General features: G+C 44.1%; 21 protein-coding genes. 12 read left to right on the forward strand and 9 right to left on the reverse strand.

What is annotated here, in order from left to right; translation table 11 throughout:
• Window positions 1-26: 26 nt before the first annotated feature.
• The 3 genes from ACJVC5_RS13375 to ACJVC5_RS13385 are packed head-to-tail and all read left to right on the forward strand — an operon-like array spanning window position 27 to window position 2501.
• Entirely contained in the window at window positions 27-884 is an 858-nt protein-coding gene (locus ACJVC5_RS13375) for a DMT family transporter (RefSeq protein WP_408096027.1), read from the forward strand.
• 14 nt (window positions 885-898) lie between these two features.
• Complete coding sequence (gene dmeF, locus ACJVC5_RS13380) at window positions 899-1891, forward strand: CDF family Co(II)/Ni(II) efflux transporter DmeF (RefSeq protein ID WP_408096028.1); 993 nt, start codon at window positions 899-901, stop codon at window positions 1889-1891.
• Between the two features lies 1 nt (window position 1892).
• Window positions 1893-2501 carry a hypothetical protein gene (locus ACJVC5_RS13385; protein ID WP_408096029.1) on the forward strand — a complete coding sequence of 203 codons (609 nt, stop codon included), beginning with the start codon at window positions 1893-1895 and terminating at the stop codon, window positions 2499-2501.
• Here ACJVC5_RS13385 and ACJVC5_RS13390 read toward each other — a convergent pair.
• The 3 genes from ACJVC5_RS13390 to ACJVC5_RS13400 are packed head-to-tail and all read right to left on the reverse strand — an operon-like array spanning window position 2498 to window position 6665.
• Window positions 2498-3376, reverse strand: a complete 879-nt coding sequence (locus tag ACJVC5_RS13390; RefSeq protein ID WP_408096030.1) for an N-acetylmuramoyl-L-alanine amidase-like domain-containing protein — start codon at window positions 3374-3376, stop codon at window positions 2498-2500. The two genes, ACJVC5_RS13385 and ACJVC5_RS13390, sit on opposite strands and share 4 nt — an antisense overlap.
• A 47-nt stretch (window positions 3377-3423) precedes the next feature.
• Window positions 3424-6225 (reverse strand): AarF/UbiB family protein, encoded by a 2802-nt coding sequence (locus ACJVC5_RS13395; RefSeq protein WP_408096031.1) that lies wholly within the window; start codon window positions 6223-6225, stop codon window positions 3424-3426.
• A 50-nt stretch (window positions 6226-6275) separates the two neighbouring features.
• Window positions 6276-6665, reverse strand: a complete 390-nt coding sequence (locus tag ACJVC5_RS13400) for a response regulator transcription factor (protein WP_408096032.1) — start codon at window positions 6663-6665, stop codon at window positions 6276-6278.
• Window positions 6666-6837: 172 nt separating this feature from the next.
• On the opposite strand from ACJVC5_RS13400, the gene gstA reads away from it, so the two are divergent.
• The gene (gene gstA, locus ACJVC5_RS13405) at window positions 6838-7458 is read left to right on the forward strand and encodes a glutathione transferase GstA (protein ID WP_408096033.1); all 621 of its coding nucleotides are present in this window, start codon (window positions 6838-6840) and stop codon (window positions 7456-7458) included.
• On the opposite strand, the gene ACJVC5_RS13410 is transcribed toward gstA, so the two are convergent.
• Both ACJVC5_RS13410 and ACJVC5_RS13415 read right to left on the reverse strand, forming a co-directional pair.
• Window positions 7451-8299: an HNH endonuclease gene (locus ACJVC5_RS13410; RefSeq protein WP_408096034.1), complete on the reverse strand. Its 849-nt coding sequence runs from the start codon at window positions 8297-8299 to the stop codon at window positions 7451-7453. The genes gstA and ACJVC5_RS13410 overlap by 8 nt on opposite strands.
• Before the next feature lie 105 nt (window positions 8300-8404).
• Window positions 8405-9106, reverse strand: a complete 702-nt coding sequence (locus ACJVC5_RS13415; protein WP_408096035.1) for an alpha/beta fold hydrolase — start codon at window positions 9104-9106, stop codon at window positions 8405-8407.
• A 306-nt stretch (window positions 9107-9412) separates the two neighbouring features.
• On the opposite strand from ACJVC5_RS13415, the gene ACJVC5_RS13420 reads away from it, so the two are divergent.
• The 4 genes from ACJVC5_RS13420 to ACJVC5_RS13435 are packed head-to-tail and all read left to right on the forward strand — an operon-like array spanning window position 9413 to window position 15090.
• Window positions 9413-12160, forward strand: coding sequence for a putative inorganic carbon transporter subunit DabA (locus tag ACJVC5_RS13420; protein ID WP_408096036.1), 2748 nt, complete (start codon window positions 9413-9415; stop codon window positions 12158-12160).
• Entirely contained in the window at window positions 12160-13479 is a 1320-nt protein-coding gene (locus ACJVC5_RS13425) for a proton-conducting transporter membrane subunit (protein ID WP_408096037.1), read from the forward strand. The genes ACJVC5_RS13420 and ACJVC5_RS13425 overlap by 1 nt, the downstream gene beginning before the upstream one ends.
• Before the next feature lies 1 nt (window position 13480).
• Window positions 13481-14848 (forward strand): proton-conducting transporter membrane subunit, encoded by a 1368-nt coding sequence (locus ACJVC5_RS13430; protein WP_408096038.1) that lies wholly within the window; start codon window positions 13481-13483, stop codon window positions 14846-14848.
• Window positions 14842-15090, forward strand: coding sequence for a DUF1653 domain-containing protein (locus ACJVC5_RS13435; protein ID WP_408096039.1), 249 nt, complete (start codon window positions 14842-14844; stop codon window positions 15088-15090). Before ACJVC5_RS13430 ends, ACJVC5_RS13435 begins: the two co-directional genes overlap by 7 nt.
• On the opposite strand, the gene ACJVC5_RS13440 is transcribed toward ACJVC5_RS13435, so the two are convergent.
• On the reverse strand, window positions 15080-17386 hold the full coding sequence (locus ACJVC5_RS13440; RefSeq protein ID WP_408096040.1) for an ATP-dependent helicase C-terminal domain-containing protein: 2307 nt from the start codon (window positions 17384-17386) through the stop codon (window positions 15080-15082). The genes ACJVC5_RS13435 and ACJVC5_RS13440 overlap by 11 nt on opposite strands.
• Before the next feature lie 61 nt (window positions 17387-17447).
• Here ACJVC5_RS13440 and ACJVC5_RS13445 point away from each other — a divergent pair, with 61 nt between their 5' ends.
• The 4 genes from ACJVC5_RS13445 (at window position 17448) to ACJVC5_RS13460 (ending at window position 20111) form a co-directional block, all read left to right on the forward strand.
• On the forward strand, window positions 17448-17954 hold the full coding sequence (locus ACJVC5_RS13445; protein WP_408096041.1) for a YchJ family protein: 507 nt from the start codon (window positions 17448-17450) through the stop codon (window positions 17952-17954).
• On the forward strand, window positions 17955-18431 hold the full coding sequence (locus tag ACJVC5_RS13450) for a GreA/GreB family elongation factor (protein ID WP_408096042.1): 477 nt from the start codon (window positions 17955-17957) through the stop codon (window positions 18429-18431). It abuts the gene before it with no gap.
• Between the two features lie 129 nt (window positions 18432-18560).
• Window positions 18561-18896: a hypothetical protein gene (locus ACJVC5_RS13455; RefSeq protein ID WP_408096043.1), complete on the forward strand. Its 336-nt coding sequence runs from the start codon at window positions 18561-18563 to the stop codon at window positions 18894-18896.
• Complete coding sequence (locus ACJVC5_RS13460) at window positions 18897-20111, forward strand: MFS transporter (RefSeq protein WP_408096044.1); 1215 nt, start codon at window positions 18897-18899, stop codon at window positions 20109-20111.
• Here ACJVC5_RS13460 and ACJVC5_RS13465 read toward each other — a convergent pair.
• Genes ACJVC5_RS13465 through rlmN form a run of 3 tightly spaced genes read right to left on the reverse strand, consistent with a single transcriptional unit; the run spans window position 20108 to window position 22300 of the window.
• Window positions 20108-20455, reverse strand: a complete 348-nt coding sequence (locus tag ACJVC5_RS13465; RefSeq protein WP_408096045.1) for a YkvA family protein — start codon at window positions 20453-20455, stop codon at window positions 20108-20110. The two genes, ACJVC5_RS13460 and ACJVC5_RS13465, sit on opposite strands and share 4 nt — an antisense overlap.
• Window positions 20455-21264 (reverse strand): tRNA threonylcarbamoyladenosine dehydratase, encoded by an 810-nt coding sequence (locus tag ACJVC5_RS13470; RefSeq protein ID WP_408096046.1) that lies wholly within the window; start codon window positions 21262-21264, stop codon window positions 20455-20457. Before ACJVC5_RS13470 ends, ACJVC5_RS13465 begins: the two co-directional genes overlap by 1 nt.
• Window positions 21245-22300, reverse strand: a complete 1056-nt coding sequence (rlmN, locus tag ACJVC5_RS13475; protein ID WP_408096047.1) for a 23S rRNA (adenine(2503)-C(2))-methyltransferase RlmN — start codon at window positions 22298-22300, stop codon at window positions 21245-21247. Before rlmN ends, ACJVC5_RS13470 begins: the two co-directional genes overlap by 20 nt.
• Window positions 22301-22311 lie beyond the last annotated feature (11 nt).

Consider the following 22311-nt stretch of genomic DNA (forward strand, 5'->3'; position numbering starts at 1 on the left):
TAGTCTTTCAAGCTACAGTTTTCCCTATGAATCCGAAAACTCAATCCCTCATCTTTGGACTGATTACTATCCTCTGTTGGGGGAGTCTTGCGACTTTCGGAAAACTTTTGATTCATCTACCACCCTTTTATGTTTTAGGGGCGTGCTTTCTCATTGGGTCGCTCCCTGCGTTTGCTAGGCCAAAAGAAATGTTTCCTGATTTAAAAGTCTTACTGTGGGGAACTGCAGGGTACTTTGGTTACCATTTTTTGTTGTTCTATGCTTTTCGATTTGCTCCCGCCATTGAGGCCAATTTGATTAATTATCTCTGGCCCGTGATCATGGTTGTGATCACTCCCATTTTCTTTCCAGAGCAAAAACTTCGTTGGTATCACATTGCCGGTGCTGCACTGGCCGTCATTGGTTCAGTGTTTTTAGTTTTTGGGAAAGGTGGGGAGTTAAAGAGTGAATACTTAACTGGTTATTTACTGGCGCTTGGGGCCGCCTTCGCCTGGCCAATTTATTCCGTTGGTAAAAAGAAACTTAAGGCCACCACCGTTTGGGCCATCGGTGGGCTTTGTTTTGTGAGTGGCATTTTATGTTTTCTCACTCATCTGTGGCTTGAACCGAGAGTTGTGCTTCAATCGGAAGATCTGTGGAAGTTGATCGTGATGGGGCTGGGCCCGTTTGGACTGGCCTTTTATACTTGGGATCTTGCTCTTAAAATGGGTGATTCACGAATTATTGGGGCCCTTGCCTATCTTACTCCGGTTCTTTCGACCATCGGACTCGTGATTTTTGCGAATGAGTTGCTAGTTTTTAGTACGGTGGTTGCGATTGTGCTAATTATTGGTGGAGCAAGTGCAGGACTGCTGGATTTTTTACCCTCAAAACGGTTAAAATAGCCGAGAGGTAAGATATGCAACAGCACTGTAGTATTGAGCAAAAAGACACTGGCGTTTTTCTCGCCAACGAACAAAAAACTAAATGGGTAACGATCATCACACTGGTCACCATGATTGTGGAAATTGCTGTTGGTTATTGGACTGGATCGATGGCCTTGTTAGCAGACGGCTGGCACATGGCCTCGCACACTTTGGCGCTTTTTTTATCTTTAGTCGTTTATTACCTTTATCGCCATCCAAAATTTAGAGCTTCATTTACATTTGGCGGAGGAAAAATTCTTTCCCTTGGTGGTTATACCAGTGCCTTGTTTCTGATTTTTATTGCGGGCTCGATGATCGTTGAATCGATCATGCATTTTTATGAATCAAGGCCCATTAAATATGATGAGGCCATTGTTGTTGCAGTGATCGGTCTGGTCGTGAATATTGTTTGTGCGCTTATTCTTCATCAGGGTGATGACCATGGACACTCGCATTCACACGGTCATTCTCACGGGCACGATCACTCAAATTGTTCACACGGTAAGAGCAAGCTTGCTCCGGCCGGTGCTCATAACCATTCTCACTCGCATTCGCATTCACACAGTCATTCTCACGCTGAAGATTTTAACCGTGAGGGTGCCTATGTTCATATTCTGACTGATGCCTTAACTTCGGTTTTTGCCATTGGTGCTCTTCTCCTGGGAAGATGGCAGGGACTGAGTTGGCTTGACCCTGCGGTGGGTGTGCTAGGTGGTATCGTTGTCTTCAAATGGTCACTCGGACTTATTCGTCAAAGTGGGATGGATCTACTAGATGCTCACGAGGCCTCGATTGATCGCGATAATTTGATCAAAGCACTAGAAGCAGATGGTTCTAAGGTTTTAGATATCCACCTCTGGAAACTTGCTCCCGGGCAAGTGGGGTGCGAGATCATGATTAAGAGCTGCGGTAAAACTTCGGCCGAGTATCGTGACATTATTCAAAAAGAGTTCAACATTCATCACTTGATTATTGAAGTGGTGTGAAATGTGGACGACCTCCGAGAGGAAGTTTTTAAAATCTCTCAGTACTCCTTATAAAATTCAGCGCTACCTGGATGAGCTTATTTATAATCCAGTAAGTGAGGCCTGTTCTCCTCGTTATGTGATGATGAGTGGAGATGGACATTGTCTGGAAGGTGGTTTGCTTGCGGCCGCCGCTCTGGAACTTCAAGGCCATCCGCCTCTTATGGTGGATCTGGTGGCCCATAATGATGATCATCATGTGATTACGGTCTATAAAACGAAGACGGGATGGGGAAGTATTTCAAAGTCCAATACAACCCTGCTACGTGGGCGTGAGCCATTTCATAAATCAGTTCGCGAACTCGTGATGAGTTACTTTCCTTTTTACTTCAATACTAAGGGGCAACTTTCTCTGGAATCTTTCTCTGGCCCGATTAATCTGAATCGCTTCAATCACTGGCACTGGCGCACCTCAGATGAGAACCTGGAAGAGATGGGGATGAGTTTTTCTGATCTTCCACATTTCACCATTGCGGGGAAAAGAACGCTGGATAGACTTCCTAAGGTGAAGGATCAGTTAATTGAGGCGTGTTTTTTAGGTGCGGATCAAAATGGATTGTATCAGGCCTAGTTTAAGCGCATGAGATGAATGCCCTTCATCGTCGGGTGATTCACGAACTTCTTTAGATAATCCAGGAATGGTTCTTCTTTCACTTTGCCGGTAGTGCTGGCGTGACGAAGATAGACCACATTGTTACGCTTAAAAATAAAACCCTGATGAGAAATATTCTGATGAGTGCCGATGAGGTCGGTCAGGTCCCAGTTCGGGCGAACAAAATTTACGATTGAGCCAGTAGGAATCTTGTTTAATAGCTGCGGTTTTTTCACCAGCATGTTGATCTCGAGATAATTCACGCGGGCGATGGAGCTGGTATAATTCGGAGCGAGAGCGTGAAGCTCTTCCAGGCGCTCTTGTTTTTCCTCTTGAGTGCTGTTTGGCATTTTGATTTCAGCGATCTTGATCGAACGAATCCAATTCGGGAAATTAATCAGGGCCTCGGCGACTTTAATTTGATTCGTGACTGTGGTGTTGATCTCAGTCATGTGGCCATTTTCAATGTTGAAGGGGATCCATTGAAGGTCAGTGAAGTGATTGCGTTTTAAGTAATCAATTTCACCGTTCTCGTAACGGATTTTATCCAGATGCTCTTCAAACTCATTTATGTCACGGGCCAGGGCCAGCGCCATGATGGTTTCAACGTATGTGGTGCAATCAAAAGTATCAAAACGATAAAGAGGGTCTTGATCGTAGCGACCTTCCGGGCCTTCACCTAAAGGTCCGCCCTGGCCGTAGGGAAGTCCCATGAAGATCTTTGAGATCAGGTCTAGGCGTTTGGTGATTGAAGTCTCATTTTTGAATCTCAATAAAATGTCCTGGGCCTCTTCACGAGAGCCGGCAAAGGCCAGGGACTGACTCAAAACGAGCAAAATGAAAAACTTCAACATCCTTTAGTTGTGCCTTTTTTGGAAAGACTCTGTCAAAAGCTGTAAGACTATTTTGTACTTTCTACTCGTGGAAGTCCGCGACGAAGAAGCCCATGAAGCATGCGGTAAATGAGCTCATCCGTAGTAAGGGGTAGAAGGTTCATCTCGAATCTTGAACGTCGAATCAAGGTCTTAAGCCCCGAAATGATCAGTCGATAGGTAATGATCTTGATCCGGTGAAGGGTTCCGAAGGTGTATTGCCCCACTTTTTCTGAGCCCATCTTCTTACTTAAAATATAAAAATAGCCCTGTTCCCGGCGCTCAAATCTTTCTTCGAATCTTACCAGAAGTTTCCACAGGAATCGGTTCCAGCGGGACACCGTCATGAATTCTGAGGTCCAGATGTTTTGGTAGCGGCGGGTGAAGAGATTCCTCGCGGCCACACGGATGTCGCTAATGAGACTACTTTCTTCCCAAGAGCGCTGCTTAGGATGAGCGTTCCAGGATTCAACCACGTTCCAATAATCTTCCAGGGAATGGCGGCGTAGTTGTTCCAGACATTCCACCAGACACAAGGTGAAACCGATACCTTGAAGTTTTACGTACTCTTGTCTGTCTTTGAGCCATTCTTTGGTAGGGGTCTCTAAAATATATTTCACTGAAGCGGGTTTGGTTTCCGTCAGGATTTCAATTCGAAGGTGAGTACTCTTAATGAGACTTGATCCATCGGTTGCGAGGGTCAGATGCGTGTTTTCTTCCGGTGAAGTTCGGAGGAGCTCAATGTTACACACGTTCTCAGTGTTCAGAAGAACCAGTGCTTCTTCAATGGCAGTGAGGTCGCGCTCATCCAGAGTAGGGCCCACTTCTTGTTCTGGAGAATTTTTAACTAAGTCAAAGGCAATCGGAAGAACGGCCTTCGCCACTTTGAAAGGACCGATGGAGAGAATGTGACGAATGAGCATCTTCCAGCCGAACTGCTTCTGGAAAATTTGTCCGAAGTTGTGGCGAGAAGAAATCGCCGTCGATGTTAAGTAGACCTGCGAGAGTCCACGCATCGCCGCTTGTACTTCGATTCTAAGATTAATATTTGCTTCACCCAGAAGGCGCACGAAATCCGAAAGGTAGCGAATGAAGGCACCTTGATTTCCGCGTTCAATGAATTCTTCAATAAGTTTTTGCGTGCGTTCATTTTTTAGTTCTTCAGGATTTTCGACCAGTCCTTTAAGAGACTCAAAAATTCCTTTCTGATCACTTAGGATCAGTCGGTACAAGAAACCAATGAAGGTTTTAATCGTGCGATCGTCCCAGGTAAAACATGGGTTCAGATCAATGAGGTTCACTCGCAGGCGATCAGAATCGTAGAGAATATTTCCGGCGTGTGGATCGGCCCAGATGATTCCTTTCTGGAACATGAGATAGAGATAAGCATCACTCACAAGGTCCGCAATACTCATGCGTTCAAGGTATTTTGAGTGCACCACCGAGGTGATTTTTTCTCCTTGGATTTTTTCCATCATGGAGACATCGGCCTCCACATGGAAGTACTGAGGCACTTGAAGATCAAATTGACCTTTGAGGGCCTCACGAACTCGGTCCGCGTTTTTCTTTTCGATTCTAAAATCAAGCTCACCAATACTTTGAGTGGCGTAGTTGATGATGGTGCGCTTGAGGGCCGTGATGAGGCCCCTTACTTCCAGCTGCTCATCGACCGTGAGTTCAGTGCTCTCGAGATTTTTATCCAAATGAGTGAGGATATCGAGAAGCGTATTTTTTTGGTGCTCAAAAAGTTCTGTTAATCCGGGTCTTTGAATTTTAATCAAAACCGAGTGATTGGCGTGAAGTTTTCTTTTCCCAAGTTCGGTGAGTTCAAATTCGTAAATCGCTCCCACGGAGGCACCGGCGAAAGCATTTTGAACTCCAGTCGGAACATGGATGTAATGCTTAAGTCGGTTCCAGCTCGGGCGCTCGAGCACATCTAAAACATATCTCCAAGACTTTTGCTGGCTTCCGAAGATTCCACCCAGTTTATCTTGTTGGTGGCGAAGTTCTTTCGCAAGCGACGGTGGTGCGAGTTCCGCCAGCACTTGGGCGAGCTTCACGTACATGCCACCCAATTCTTGCAGCACAATCGAGATGATTCTTCCTTGGGAGAGTTCTTCCCTCGGTGTACACAAAATGCTGATGAGTGAGGTCATACAACGATCGGCCGGGAGGTGATTCATGGCCTCATCAATCAGTGGGAGAAGAAGATTTCTTCCTTTCACATTTTGTTTCAGAATTTCTACCAACTGCGGACGAACTTCTTGATCGTAGAACTTGTGCATGATTCTTTCAGTGAGAAGAATCAGCTTGTGGTGTTCAATTTCTGGAAGTTCGTACAAGGCAGTAAAGAGCGGTTCCTTCAAGTAGGGAACAATGCTCAGGGCCTGGTCTGAGAAGACTGGAAACAGTTGCAGCACTGGCAGATAGCTTTTCGCAATGGTGCCAATCATGTCTTCGATGAGATCTGCTTGATCAAGGAGATCGAAGATTTCCGGATGCTGGCCAATAGTATCGAAGAACTTATTAAAAAATTCTGTCAAAACTGGTGCGAGGGTCTCCTCGTCCATCATTTCCTGGTTGTACTTGTCGATACCGATGGTTTGAACGGCACCAAGTGTGGCATCCAAGTCTGGAGGACCGGCGAAATCTGGATCAAATCTCAGGTGAACTAAATCCCTGGCAAGGACCGCCCAAGAGCGTTTTAGCTCAAAATCAGCGACTGGCTCAAAGCTTACCTTGGAGAGTGCTTTGGCAAAATAGGCCCCAAGTGAAGGAGCATAATTCTTGCTCTCCAATGCAATGTCCGCGATCCAGGAAAAGTCTCTCATCAGGCCCCTTTTTTCCAGTAAACATTGTACTGAAAAAGATAGGGGAACGACTACAAGTTTGCCGCTAGAATACCAAGATCAAACTCAATCAAACTCTGAACGTGGCTGAAGTTCAGTGGCTTCGAGATGAAGCGATAGACCCCCAGCTCTTTCATAATTCGAGTGTACTCTGATTCAGCGTATCCACTTACAAAGTAGGTAGGAATGCCGCTTCCAGACTTACGAACCAGCTTCATAACCTCAGGCCCACCCAAATGGGGCATGTTAATGTCGCTTAATATCAGGTCCGGTTGGTTGTCTTTGAACCAGCTTAGAAAGTCCCTCGAGTCCGAAAAGAATTTCAAGTTGATAAGCCCTCGTCTGATCTGTTTTTCCAAAATAATCTCATAAAGATCTTCCATTTCCAGTTCATCGTCGATAACGGCAACCACTTTCTGCATTTTGAATCCCGAAGAATTTGAATTGAGGCGTACCTTTTAACTCAACTTTTCTTTAGCTCCACCTAAAGAAATTCTTAAGTGTTTGTGTACGGGCAAAATGCACTGCCACTAGTGCTTTTGCCGCGCCTAGGCCAAGATATCTCATCCTAAAAATTTTATAAGGAGTTTTAGAATGAGACTTTACTACAAGGCCGGTGCCTGTTCCCTTGCTCCGCATATCGTAATGGCCGAGCTTAACATGGTGTATGAGATCGAAGCTGTTGATCTCGCAAACAAAACATGTGCTTCTGGCGACTACAAAATGATTAATCCAAAAGGCTCAGTTCCTGCTCTTCGTATGGAAAATGGCGAAGTGCTGACAGAAGGTGCAGTTATCATGCAATACCTTGCTGACCAAAATCCAGAAGCAGGTCTAATGCCTAAGCTTGGTACGACTGATCGTTACCGTTGTATGGAATGGTTAAACTTTATTGCTTCAGAAGTTCATAAAAATTTCACTCCTCTTTTTAGAACAAGTGTTAAAAATGCTGAAGGCCTAAAAGAGCTTAAAGATGGTCAGATTGAAACTCTTAAAAATAAAATTGGTTTCATCTCTGAAAAACTCGGCTCAAATGATTTCCTTATGGGGAAAACCTTCACTGTTGCTGATGCTTATCTTTTTACTTGCCTTGGTTGGGGCAAATTCGTGGGCCTTGATGTTACTCAATGGTCAAACATCGCGAACTACATGGCCCGTATTGCTGAAAGACCAACAGTTATGCGTGCTATGAAAGAAGAAGGCCTTCTTAAGTAAATTTCCCAGGCGGGGCCAGAGGCTCCGCTCTTATCCTTGCTCGCTGATTGCATGGTGAGCACAATAATCTCAAATTCTCTTTTGTATTCGGCCCTCCCATGGAATAGGGAAGGATGTGATCATAGTTGAGATTTCGAGTGGAACCACAATTAGTGCACTTCTTATCTCGTGCATATACTTCTCGTTTTACAGATGCCGGGATTACACGTCCTACTTTCGCTGGAGAAAGTGATTTGCGAGAAGAAGTTTGTTTAAACTTGGTTTTTTCCACAGACTTGATGGCTTCTTTCGCCATGAACTGAACTAGCTGATCCATCTCCATTTCTTTACCCAAAAGATTTTTTAACTGATCAACCACTGCCATGGTTTCGTCTGACAAAACAAACGCCACTTGAACTTTATCTTTTGAAATGCGCTTGGTTTTATCTTTCGGTTTCTCTTCTTTACCAGTGATTTCGAATAACTTTTGTTCGCATTCTTTCTTGGTTAAATTTTCAACTTCTTTAAAGACTTCGCGCTTTTGGATGGGATCATCAATAAATTGATTCACTAATGAAATATTTGTGAGATTCAATCTTCCATCTTCGATTTTTTGCTCAATTTCTGGCATCTCCGCTAGTGCCCTCGCGGCGACGATCCGTCTTTGAGCGGAAGCTCCATCATAACCTAATTCATGAACGCAATAAGCAAACAACGACGAATACTTTAAGTCGCAATAAAGCTTCCTCTTATCTATTTCTTTTAAATGATGAAGCAGTTTAGTGAGAGCAGATCGTTCATCTGCCACCAACTTTTTTATATCACTCAGTAAAATTTTATTTGCAACGTGGTTCAGTTTCATGTAAAAGTTTCTACGGAAAATGTACGGACTTGTCAAGTATTGAAAAATGACAATAGAAAATCACTTCCGCTGGAGAAAGTGATTTCTATAAAAAAAGAAAGGAGTTTAATGAAGGTTATCTAAAATAAGATCAGCAATTTCTTTTAAATTGCTACGCTCGAGTTCGTGCTTTGAGTGAGAAATAGTTTTGGTCTGAGAGTGATGTAACCACGAACTTGTGAGATGAGTTTCCTCTGAAGTCACCATGCGGTCTTGATCACCCAGGATGAGAATTACTGGAATATCAATTTCGCTCATGTCTTCGCGGGTAAGACCATCAAGTCTCTCGAGGTTTTGCATCATATGGGCAGTAGAGCGTAGGAGTTGTTTCCAACGTTCGCCGTGCTTTTGCTTCAGGCTTTCAGCAAAGTTAGGGAACTTCTCTAAGAGATGATCTGGATTCATCATCGGAAGTTCTTTGCTGACTGCTTTCTCAGACCAATTAAACTTAGTGCCGTAGGTAAAGATTCGGGCAATGGGAGAGTCTTCGAAGTTGGCCTTATGATAGAGGGCCACATAGCCACCCATGGAATAGCCAAAGATCACAGGGTTCTTAAGTTGATTGTCCTTGAGGAATTTATCTAAATCCCGGGCAAATAAATCGATCCGGAACTCAGCAGGTTCCGCAGCGCTAAGACCGTGGCCACTGAAGCTGAAAGAATGAGTAGTGTATCCCTTTTCACGAAGAAGTCCCATGAGGGGCTCCATATCCTGGGCGGTGCCTAAGGCCCCGTGAAGAAACAGCAGAGTGGGTTTCGATTTGTCCATGATGCCCTTTGAAGTAAATGCTTAGGTCTTTATTCTAGCAAGAGGGATTTTATTTCAAAAGAGGTGGCATTAATTATCTTTTATTTGTCGTACAGGAGAAGTCGGGTAATGCGAAGTTGAAGAAGGATTTTATCGGTCATGAGAATTGTAAAATTAAAAAAACATCACACCAAAAATGCATGTGGAGGAAAGCTCATCAGAGAGTGAAAACATTTACGAATATTAATAATTAAAAAAAATTCATATACTTGGTTTCGATATGCCAGGGGAGTAAGATTAGCAACAGATCAACACTCAAGGCTCAACATGGACTTTAATCAGCTCATCTCTCGTATAAGAACTAAGTTACCAATACAGAATCCTCTCCACGGTTTCGTCCATAACAACATTCTCCTGATGTTTGAGAATCAGGATTTTCATCATGCTGTTGGAGAAGCAGGAGTGCTTTATCGAGCTCGCCCATACTGGCAAGAGCATAAGTACATCCAACGTTATAGAGAGGGAAAAATCACGGATCAAGATATCTTCCGTGCCATTGATCATTATGCAGGAACTTATCCCGCGATTGAGTCTGTAGATTGCTTGCAGCTTTCGACCAAAGAATTTTTTTATCGCTTAATGTTCGCTGAAATGAATTTTAACGATACCGAGGAAGATCAACAAAGTATTAATGATCAACACCTCTGGAATCTGTGTGTTGAAAAAATGCACGGACAAAAACTTACTCTTCGTCGCTCGCCGGTGAAATGGAGAGGGAAGGAGTATTGGGAAAAATATCATAACGAATCGTATGCGCTTAGCATTCATCCGTTTATCATTCGGTTGATTTCTAGCTACCTCGACCAAGGTCAGAGTTTCTGGCAGAACCCGTTCGTGAACAAGGGCTTCTGGAGTTTCTTTACCTTTGATGTGGAGGCACTGAAAGGTTTCACAAGTGGATGGCAGAATGTTTTGATAGAGAAAGTTCTGGCCGTGAAGTACCAAAAACCGGAAGACATCATTCAGAACGAACTTAAACGCATGGAGATTCCTGAAGACGTTTGGGAAAGCTACATTCTTGAGATTCTGTTTGATCTTAAGGGCTGGTCAGGCATGGTGAATAAGCTTGAACTAGAACCATGGCAGGCCACTGTAAAAGCTCCGGAGATTAAACTGGTGGACTACATCGCGGCCCTGATTCTGATTGAATCGGCGATGGATCAGTATCACGCAGAAGAGCAGTCGATTGATCTTTCTATCATCCGTGGTAGAAAACAAAATATAGAATTAAAGGGCTTCCAGCTTTCTCTTGCCCTTTATCAGATTACGAATTCGTTTAAACTGGATCAGCGCTGGATGCAGCGTTTTGAGCCGGCGACGATTTTAAAACTGATCGACGAAATTGATGAGGCGGAAAGTGTTCATCGTGTTCGTCTGTGGCATGAGGCCTTTGAGCATCACTTTCACCGAGAGGCCCTTGAGGCGATTGCTGAACATTCGAAAGACATAAAAGATCAACCGATCGGTCCGGCCCAAGTGATGTTTTGTATTGATGACCGTGAAGAGTCAATCCGCCGTCACCTGGAAGAAGTTGATCCAGTCGTGAACACTTACGGTGTGGTTGGTTTCTTCGGCGTGGATATGAAGTTTGCCAGTATTAAAAGTAGCCGTCTGGTGGCCCAGTGTCCTCCAGTGGTGGTACCTAGTCGTATTATTTCTGAGGTCCCGCGGGACTCTCATTCGGCCAAGACCTTTGAGCGTTGGAACCTGATGACCGGTGGCGGGAATCTCGCCCTGTACTATCATTCAAGAACAATGTTCAGAGGTTTTTTTTCGACTATTTTCCTTGGCATCGCAAGTATCTTCCCAATGTTTATGCAGGTATTTTTCCCTGAGAAAAGCCGCGATCTAAAGAACAAAGTGATGGGAACATTCACCCCGGTTCCAAAGACAGAACTCTCTCTGGATCAAAGTGATGCGGACCATGGATACAGCAAGACCGAAATGGCCAAGATCGTTCAAGCGATTCTTGATCAATGTGGAATCAGAACACAGTATGCTCCGCTGGTAGTGCTTCTGGCCCACGGTTCATCAAGTAACAACAATCCTTTCCGTCAGGCCTATGGTTGTGGTGCTTGTGGAGGAAACGCTGGGATTCCGAATTCGCGCGCCTTTGCGAAAATGGCCAATGATCCGGAAGTAAGAGCTGAGCTTGCTAAGCTTGGCTATAACATTCCAAATGAAACTTTCTTCGTGTCGGGCTTTCACGATACTTGTACTGATGAAATTCATTTCTTTAATTTGGAACTCATGCCAGAAGGGCACAAACCAGAATTCGAAAGACTTCGTAAAAATTTAAATGAAGCAGGGGCGAGAAACGCCTTTGAACGTTGTCAGCGCTTTAGCTCTGAAAGTGCCAAGACCTCACCTGCAGAAGCACTTAAGCACGTTAAAGAAAGAGCAGTGGATCTTGCTCAACCTCGTCCTGAATATGGCCATTCATCAAATGCTCTGGCAATCGTGGGCCGTCGCGAACTAACAAGAGGCCTTTACCTTAACCGACGTGCTTTCCTTCATACTTATGACTGGAGACTTGATCCGGATGGTTCAATTCTAAAAGCAGTGGTCGTGGGTGGTGTTCCAGTTGCTGTGAATATCAACATGGACTACTACTTCTCAAGCGTGGACAACGAAAACTTTGGTTGCGGCTCTAAGCTTCCCTTGAATATGACATCACTTCTTGGAGTGATGACGGGTTCTCAGAGTGATCTTCGCATTGGTCTTGCTCGTCAGATGGTTGAGATTCATGAACCAATTAGAAACCTCACCATTATTGAGGCCCCACTAGCACGCGTGAAAAATCTTTTTGATAATCATCCTCGTCTCAAAAATATTCTTTATCACCACTGGATGCGTCTGGTAGTGATTGATCCTGAAACTCAAGAGTGGCATTTGTTTGGCCAGAAAGAATTTACACCTCTGACTTTTGAGAAAGCGAAGATGAAGCATTTTGCGACTTCAGTTGATTTGATCAACAAGACCCATACTGAAGAAGACTTTGCGGAGATTGGATAATGATTGAGAAACTATTTCATACAATTTTAACTATTCCATTCGCCTGGGTCGGCTTCTTAGGTCTGATCTTTTTCACCAAGATTACGATTCCGGAAAAATGGCTCTCTGAATCTGTAAAATACTATTCCATGATCATGGTGGCCCTGTGCCTCGCCTTGTTTGGTCTGACTTATCTGGAATCACCATCGTCACTCCTTTTGGATTACAATGAGTGGATCAATGTCGGGACATACCAGTTTAAAATGCGCTTTATTGTGGATCTGCTTGGGGCCACTTATGCGCTCTTATCGTCGATCTTAATTGGAATCATCTTTAAGTTCTCCCGAAATTATCTTCATAAAGAAGAAGGGTATTTCCGTTTCATCTTTTTAATGTCGATTTTATTGTTCGGGCTCAATGTGGTTTCATTTGCTCGATCACTAGATCTCTTGTTCATTGGTTGGGAGTTAGTAGGGACGACTTCAGTTCTTCTGATTGGCTACTTCTATGCGCAGAACCAGCCGGTCCGTCACTCAGTGAAGGCCATTATCTCATACCGCTTATGTGATATGGGGATTCTTGCGGCCTCGGCCTGGGCCCACCATTATGTTCATTCAACTGATTTTGTGCTTCTTCCAAAACTTCTGGGCCATGCCCATGGTGGAATTGCTCTGATCTTTATCGGCTTATTTGTGATCTGGGCGTCGCTTGCAAAGGCCGGCCAGTTACCAATGAGTTCATGGCTTCCAACAGCGATGGAAGGGCCGACTCCATCGAGTGCGATTTTCTACGGAGCTTTATCGGTTCACTTAGGGCCTTTTCTTCTCATGAGATTCTACGATTACTTCGCGCATTTTCCGGTTCTCCTTGTGGTGATTGGTGTGATTGGAGGAGTCTCGGCCGTTTACGCAAGCTTAGTGGGAAGAACTCGCTCTGATGCTAAGACCATGCTCGCTTATGCGACCATCACACAAGTGGGAATTATCTACATTGAGATTGCTCTTGGTTTTACGAACTTTGCTTTGTTCCACATTGTGGCCCATGCAAGTCTTCGTACTTATCAATTCCTCCGCTCATCTTCGATCATTCAGGACTTCTATGAAAATCCAGTGGTGATCCATAATGAGGCGATTAAGCGCAAACTTTCATTTGAAAAGTTTCTCTCTCCGAAAATGAGAAAGAAAGTTTATGTACATGCCTTACACGGTTTCCATTTAGATTACTTCACCTCTCAGGTGTTAAATGTTCTGTGTCTTCCTGCGAAGATCTACATCAAGTGGGAGAATCAGTGGATGGAGTATGACCGTAAGTTATTAAAGTGGATTGTAGGAAGAAAATAATATGCACAGTTTAAATCAATATGTAGAGATCATCCCGCTCCTTACGACCTTTGGGACCGCCATTATTTCCTGCTTTTATGAGCTTGGGAAAAGATGGCAGGATTTCATCATTGCTCTGTTAGGGATCTTGTTTGTTTTCTTTACCTATCTCTTCTTTACCGAGGACTTTTCTTCGTCTCTGGCCGTGCATACGCTGTTTGATATTCGTTATAACAAGATTGGTATGTTCACCGGAGCGCTGTTTTGTTTGTCGCTCTTTATTGGTCTTTTTCCGATTCGAAAGACCATGACTTTTAACTCGAACCTTTTGTTCTTCATCGCGGGTGGGTTAGGGATCATCCTTGCGAACAATCTTCCGACCTTTTTCTTCTTCTGGACCTTTCAGCGAGCGCTTCCCGCAAATGGTTTCCTAAGAGATGCTGTTCATAAAGAATCAACTGTTGGGGCAACGTACATTATTCAGCACATGCTGACCTTCTTCTGTTTCCTTGGGCTCCTGTTCTTCGCTAATGAACAAGGGCTTTTAATTACGCCTATGACAGAGTTCCCGGCGAGCTTCTTTACTTGGCCCGTGCTTCTGCTTTCATTCATCATCATTTACCAAGTCCATGGGATTTTCCCGTTCCACTCTTGGGTGCACGATCTGGTAGAAGGCAGTACTTGGTATGAGTTCTCGGCCATCTTCCTTTCACGTGCTGGAGTTCTGCTGTTTGTGCAATTACTGTTGCCAACACTTAAGCATGATCCGGATGTGTTTAAGATTCTTCTCTTGAGTCTTTCGATCATCTCGTCGATCTACTGGTCATTTCGCGGAATCATGGAGAAAAATCTTCATCGCACGGCCAACTACTTTTATATTGCTCAGGCCTCGCTTCTTCTCACAGGTCTTCAGGCCGATATGACGGCCGCAAAGGGGTCTTACCTTCACATGATGGTGATCTCGATTTCTGGGCCTGCCCTGTTTTCAATCCTGAGCTATATTGAACATACTTTCAGTATGAAGCGTTCAAGTCAGTACTATGGATTTGCTCAGTATTATCCAAAACTCGCCACACTTTTTTGTCTTTTCGGTTTTTGTATGATTGGAGTGCCTCTAGGTGCTTCGTTTGTGGTGGAAGATCTGGTGATCACAGGACTCCTTGAGTATCAGCCATACTTGGGCCTGGGTCACATCATCGCGACCTGTTTAAACGGTATTCTCTTCTTCTTAATGTTTACGCGATTGTTTTTGGGCCAAAACCCATACAGCATGCCGGTAACCAATAAAGACATGCCACTTTCTCAGATGCTCCCTTACATCCTGGCCCTGATGATGCTAATCTTGATAGGTGTTCTTCCATACCTATTCTTGGAGAAAATTACTTGGTAGAGGATCTGGTTTTAGGCGGCGTTTATCAGCACTATAAGGGCAAGAACTATCTCGTGAGAGATCTTGCTCGACACTCAGAGACCATGGAGTGGATGGTGTTGTATGAATGCCTGTATGAAAACGAAGAGGGGCGCCTGTGGGTGAGACCTCTAAAGATGTTTCTTGAGACCATCGAACTAGATGGTAAGACTGTGCCGAGATTTAAATACATCGGTGACCAAAAAGGCCGCTCTAGGCTTTAGGCAAATGCGATTTTAATAGAAATGGTTTTGCTTCCCAAGGTTTATCCGGCCAGTAGTGTCTCGGATAGTCTCGTTGATATTCCTTCTTCATTTCCTGATAAGTCTTGGCCCAAAAGTTTTTCAGGTCCTTAGTGACCTGAATTGGACGTTTGTGAGGTCCTAAGAGTTTTAGGGTAAGGGGAACCTGTCCCTGCATAATAGAAGGTGTATCATTCAGCCCATAGAAGTCCTGAATCGGCGCCTCGAGATAAGGATCCATATTCAAAGGATAGTGAATAATGAGCTCGCGTCTCCCGCCAAGATTGATCTTGGTTGGAAGTTCACGGTCTAGATTTTCTACATCAAGCTTGGATTCAATCTCAGACTGAAAATAATTCTGAATATTCTCCCAGTTTAATTCACCTGCGTAATCAAAGTATCCAAGGGGAGAAAACTCGATGCTATCAATGTCTTTGTTTTTCTTTTTCGCCCAATAATAGAGCCTCTCAAAAACCGGCGTCTCTTTAAATTTCTCAAACTCAAATTTAAATTGAGAGCGGGAAAGATCGGCGATCTTGGTTTTGAAAGAATGATTCAGCTCAGACCAAACAAGTTTCACTGGGGACTCTTCAATCACGATACTGCCGAGTTTGGTTTTTCGCTTAAGAAGAATCTTATCTCCGGTTTCTACTTCTTCCTCTTCGGTAAATGGGAAAGGATTCAAGTCCCAAAACCATTCTTCTTCCACTGGAAAGACCTTGATCGCTTCTTGTCTCTGGGTGATATCGAAGATGATATAAAAATCCTCATGAAGATTTTCAAGACTATTGTGGGCCTTGATCGTTTTACCGGAATAGTGAATGAAATCTCGCTGCTTCTGACGAAGGCGGGCCACTTGATCTATAAATCCAACGAGAAGGCATTTCTCCCAAGGAGTGGTTTCAGCTCCTGAGTTCTTTGTATAAAACTGCAGACGGCGATAGAGATTTCCGGTGCGATCGTTTTCAATGTCTTCGCAAATAAATCTTAGAAGTCTTTCTTTTGATTTCTGCGGAAGGTTTTCTCCTTCAATAAGTATGCGCGAGAGTCTCGCGGAAAGAGGAAGCTCAAGCATTCTCTTTCCAACTTTAGTAATGCCTTTTTCATCGGTGGCGCCAAGCCTTTCACATAAGGCCTGGGCCTTGTCCCACTTATCTTTGGTGGGAGGATGAAACCACATGGGAGTAAGTCCCGTGCCTTTGATCAAAAGATAAATATCAGTCAGATCAGCACGGAAAATTTCAGGGATTGTATGTTCTTCGCGTTCATTAAAGTCTTGCTGACTATAAAGCCGCAGACACTCACCGGGAGCAGTACGACCTGCACGACCGGCCCGTTGAATGGCGGAAGACTTAGTCACCGGAGTGTCTTCAATAAATTTAAGTCCGTTCCAAGGAGAGTAGTGGGCCTCCCTCTGAATGCCGGAATCAATCACGATTCTAATTCCAGGAATGGTTACGGAACTTTCTGCGATATTGGTGGAGAGAATAATTTTTCTTTTTGAAGAAGGACCAAGAGCACGGGTCTGTTCTTCTTTCGTGAGATCCGCATGAAGTAAAAAGACTTCATAAGGACCCGAGAGTACATCCTGCACTCGAAGCATTTCTCGCATTCCAGGTAAAAATACCAGAATGTCACCTGGTTTATCCAAAACGCTCTCAACCGCTTTCTTAACTTTTGCTTCGAGACTCTGATTTAAAATACTCGGTGTATTCGGGAGATAAGAGATCTCCACCGGATAATTCACACCCTCAATTTCAATGGTTTTTGAATCGGGAAAATTGTCCAGCATCCGTGTATCAAGAGTGGCCGACATGATAATGATCTTCAGATCCTTTCTCTTTGCCTGAAGATCACGCAGTAACGCCAAAGCAAGGTCCGTATCCAGATGCCTCTCATGAAACTCATCCAAGATGACGATATCTACACCTTTAAGTTCTGAATCCCCCAAAAAGCGCTTTAAAAACGTTCCTTCGGTATAAAAGATGAGAGAAGTTGAATCAGTAACGTTCTTTTCAAATCGAAAGTGATAACCCACTTCTTTGCCCAGAGTGAGTTCTTCTTCGTCCGCAATCCGCTGGGCCGCCAATTTGGCGGCGATTCTTCGGGGCTCTAGCACCACCACACGACTGCCTAGACTTTTCACCAAGGCCCATGGGAGGCGAGTGGTTTTACCTGAACCAGGTGAGGCCTTGACTAAAATGGTCGAGTGATTCCGTACCGCCTCGGATATTCCAGGAAGAAAAGAATCAATGGGAAGGGGAACTTTTATTTGCATAACATTTCGTTGAATATTTTTTATCTTACCTCGATAATAGGGGAATTCCTAGGAGTTCACTATGTCAATTTGCCCTTGCCGGTCTAAGGACCAGAACAAACTTACGTATGAAAACTGCTGCGGCCCTTACGTTGAAGGTAAGAAGAAGGCCCCAACTGCAGAAGCGATGATGCGTTCACGTTACTCAGCTTACGTTGTTAAAAACATTGATTACGTTGATCAAACACAAATTGTGGTTGAAAACGAAGTATTCGATAAAGAAGAGGCCTTAAAATGGGCGAACAGCTCAGAATGGATGGGTCTGGAAATTCGTAAAGTTATTAAAGGTGAGGCCAACGATAATACTGGAACAGTTGAGTTCGTTGCTCATTACAAAGATATCGCGAGCGGCACGGCCCTCGTTCATCATGAGACTTCTCTTTTTCAGAGAAGAGATGGCGAGTGGAAATTTAAAGAAGGGCAGATTCACGGTAATCAACCGGTGAAGCGACTTGAACCAAAAATCGGCCGTAACGATCCATGTTCTTGTGGCTCAAATAAGAAATTCAAGAAGTGTTGCGGAGCCTAGTTGAAAAAAGAAATTCTTGATGAATTAATCAGACGCTCTCGTGAAGAGCTTATGGGTCTTGAAGCTTCTGCCAAATCGAATCGTGATTTCGCGACCGATCAGGAGTTTAAGGCCGAGAGTAAGTACGACACGAGAGCTCTCGAAGCTTCCTATCTCGCCAGTGCCGAGGCCAAGCGAGTAGAAGAACTTAAACTCGAAATTCAAATCTTAGAAGAAGTCGATGTTGATGCTTCCAAAAAATTGGGAGAGATCAGCATTGGTGCTTTGGTGGAACTTCTTCACCAAGATCAAAAGCGACTCTATTTCCTCATTCCAACTGCCGGTGGAACCATCATTAAAGTCAAAGACGAAGCCGTACTGGTTGTATCGGTTTTCTCTCCCATTGGTGATGCTTTAATGGGGCTAAAAACTGGGGACGAATTTGAGGTCGAAACACCGAAAGAAACTCGTACTTACCAGGTTTTAAGCTTCCTCTGACCATAAATGTTGTCACTTTTCTAGACACTGCCAACATCTTGTAACATCTAAGATGTTGTATTCCGTTGCGCTTAAAGTTTTTTTCAGGCCATGACCCATCCTCACCGATACTTACTCAGCGAGGTAACTATGAAATGGCTTCTTACATTCTCACTTCTAGTAGGGTTTTCAGCTGTTAAGGCCGAAGTATCGCCGGAACACGTAGACGATATGCTTGGCCAAATGGTAAGAGAAAATGTGATCTCTGCTGAGGAGGCCCAAAAGGCGAGAGTAAGGATGCGTTCAATGTCATCTGATCAATGGGCGGCCATCAACAAGCAGGCCGCAACAATTGCTGCTCGAACTCCTGCTTCAGTGTCTTCACAGAACAAGATTGAGGAAGTCAAAGGCATTGACCTAGACGGTGCTCAGTTCAAGCAGATTCAGGACGAAGTAAAAAAGATCGTCCCGCAATATAAGGACTAATTGTTTTATCTCGATATCTCTCCTTTAAAAAAATACCGTAACTATCGTTGGTTATACACAGGTCAATTGATCTCCGTTTTCGGGAGCATGATTACCTATGTGGCCATTCCTTATCAGATGTATGAGATCACGAAATCGACTTTCCATGTGGGAATGCTCGGAATTGTGCAACTCATTCCCTTGGTGATTTCTGGATTCTGGGGTGGAGCGGTTGCAGATAGTTTCAATCGCAGAAAAATTGTTCTCATGACAGACATTAGCTCTGCCATTGGAAATCTCCTTCTGATTCTTTTCACGCTTTCTGGTTCAAAAGAATATTTCATTCTCTATATCCTTGCCGGAATTATGGCGATCTTTAAGGGCTTTGAACGTCCCGCACTCGAGGCGATGATTCAGCAGCTGTTTGAGAAGAAAGACATTCCAAAGGTGAGCACGCTTCAGTCTTTGAAAACAACTTCAGGCATGATTTTGGGCCCGGCCCTTGGTGGTGTGCTCATTTCTTCAGTGGGAATCACCTGGACGTACACCATTGATCTTCTGAGCTATGCCGCGAGTTTGTTTTGTGTACTCCAGCTTCGAGATTTGAAAGAACTTAAAGAAAAGCGTAAAGCAAATATTGGGGCCATTTTAGATGGATTCAAATACGCCTGGAAAAGACCCGATCTCATGGGGACTTACGTGGTGGACATGGCGAGTATGACCTTCGCTTTTCCAAATCCTTTGTTTCCGGCCTTGGCAACGATGCTCGGTGACCCTGGAAAATTGGGCTGGTTCTACTCAGCTCCGGCAGTTGGTGCCTTCATTGGATCTTTAACAAGTTCTTGGACCCATAAAGTAAGACGTCACGGAAAAGGAATCACCATTGCGGCCCTTCTTTGGTGCGTGGGAATTTTTGGATTTGGTTTTACCAATGATTTTTATCTCTGGCTAATCTTTCTGGGCTTTGCTGGCTGGGCCGATATGATCTCGGGGATTTTTCGCGGAACCATGTGGAATGAAACTATTCCGGAAGATTATCGTGGGCGTCTGGCGAGTGTAGAAATGATCTCTTATTCTTCAGGACCGCTTTTAGGAAACACCTTCATGGGAACTCTTGCTGATAAAGAGGGCTTTCATAATGCTCTGATGATCGGCGGAGTGATGGGTGGGGCGATGGTACTGATTTTGGGACTTGGGATTCGTCAGTTCTGGAAGTATTCGGCGGAGAGATCCTAGTAAGGATCTCCCACATATTTCCAAAGTTTCTTTTTTACAAACCACGGAACAAAGAACGAAGTAAGTTTTGCCATGGCCTTGACCTGGGTGTAGCTCTTCATGCCCCAAGGCCAGTGAGAAAGTAAAATGCGGCTATCAAGCACGCGGAAAAAATAATCCAGAATAATCGAAAGAAGAACCAGATCATCTAATTGGCCCAAAATAGGGATCCAATCCGGAATAAGATCAATCGGTGAAATGATAAGAGCAATCATCGCGAGAAGAATCTTTTTATCGCGAGCTGGAATGCGCTCATCATTGGCCGTGCTCTTCAAAAATTCTTTAAGGTCAGTAAAAAACTTCATTATTTTTCACTCTCTGTAGGAATGTTAAGACCTTTGGTCATTTCTCTAAGAATAAGTGAGGTGGCCGCAAATGCAAAGGCACCCGTCACGAAACTGGCCGACCCAAATCCTTCTTCACAGTCCATATTCTTGGCCATTCCAGGTGGTTTATACGTGAGACAGCCATTGGCCGTTGGATAGACCGCTCTTTCGTGCGACCATACGGCCCACACACCGAAGTTTCCTTCGTTTTCCAAAGGGAAAGAGAAGTCCTGACGAAGCTTCTTACGAAGTCTTGCTAGGAGGCGATCATTTGATGAAGTAGACATATCAGTTACTTTAATCTGAAGCGGATCAATTTTTCCGCCAGCTCCACCCATTACCACGAGTGGAATATTATTTTTACGACAGTGATCAATAAGGTGGCACTTGTTGGTGAAATCATCACAAGCATCCACCACGAAATCATACTGGCGATCAAAAATGTTATCTAAATTTTTTGGATTGAAGAAACACTGCTTGGTTTCAACTTCACATAATGGCTGGATGTCCTTGATACGATTTTTCATCACATCAACTTTAAACTGCCCCACGGTTGAACTCACCGCAAGCACCTGACGATTGATATTAGTGACACAAACATCATCCAAATCAACCAGTGTCATAGCACCAAGACCCGTACGGGCCAGAGATTCTGCTACCCAAGATCCCACGCCTCCGATTCCGATAACCAGAACTCGTGCTTGTCTAATTTTATCCAGACCCGTTCTACCGAAGAGTCTTCCAATTCCGCTAAAGCGGGTGTCGTAATCACTCTCTATGTGTTCCATTGTTCCTCGCGAGCTTATTTACTTTTAACTGGCCACAGGCCGCCAGGATGTCATCACCCTTAGTGGTTCTCACCATGACCCGTAGTCTTTTTGCGACTAGTTTTTCTTTAAAGCTTTCAATTGCTTGAGTATCCGGACGCTCCCACTTGGAACCCGGAAACGGATTGAAAGGAATGAGATTTAATATCGCCTTACGGTGACCTAATAAAGCGTGAAGACCTTCAACATGCTCATCCGACATATTGAAGTCTTTAATCAAGAGATATTCATAAGTAATAAATTGTCGTTTTAAGAGTGGAATCTGATCCAGGGCCAGCATCACTTCACTTAAAGGAAATCGCTCATTCACGGGAATAAGTTTTGCTCTTTGTTCCTCAAAGGGAGAGTGGAGTGAGAGAGCAAAATTAATTGTCGGAAAACCTTTTAAGTTTTTTAGTCCTGGTAAATATCCAACCGTTGAAAGAGTCATTTGTCGATGGCCCACACCAATGAGCTTCGTATCATTCAAAACTTTAATTGCTCGAGAGACCTCAGGCAAATTATGAAGAGGTTCACCCTGGCCCATGAAAACGATGCTTGGGTTAAGAGCTAAACTGTCTTTAGATTTTAGCCAATTCATTGCCACGAGATATTGTCCTACGATCTCACCGGCCGTGAGATTACGCTTCAGACCTTGAGTACCGGTATAACAAAAACTGCAGTTCATGCCACAACCCACTTGAGTTGAAAGACAAACTGTAAAACGTTTATGAAAGGGGATCAGGACCGTTTCAACTTCCATGTCATCATGAAAACGCACCAGAAATTTTACCGTGCCATCTTCAGATTCCTGCGTTTTAGAAATTGTTGGTAGATCGAAATTGAATTTAGTCTTTAGATTTTGAACCAGCTCCTGAGACACATGACGAGTCCATAGTTCCGGATTTTTATAAAGACCGTCCACCCAAAATGGCAATACATGGGACGAGTGTCCTTCCTTCAAAAGAAGTTCCTTCCATTCCAGATGGGTGAGGGAGTATGCCGATGGGGTCATCATGGGGCGAAGTA

Origin of the sequence: Peredibacter sp. HCB2-198 (assembly GCF_045999315.1) — a bacterium.
Taxonomy (GTDB): domain Bacteria; phylum Bdellovibrionota; class Bacteriovoracia; order Bacteriovoracales; family Bacteriovoracaceae; genus Peredibacter.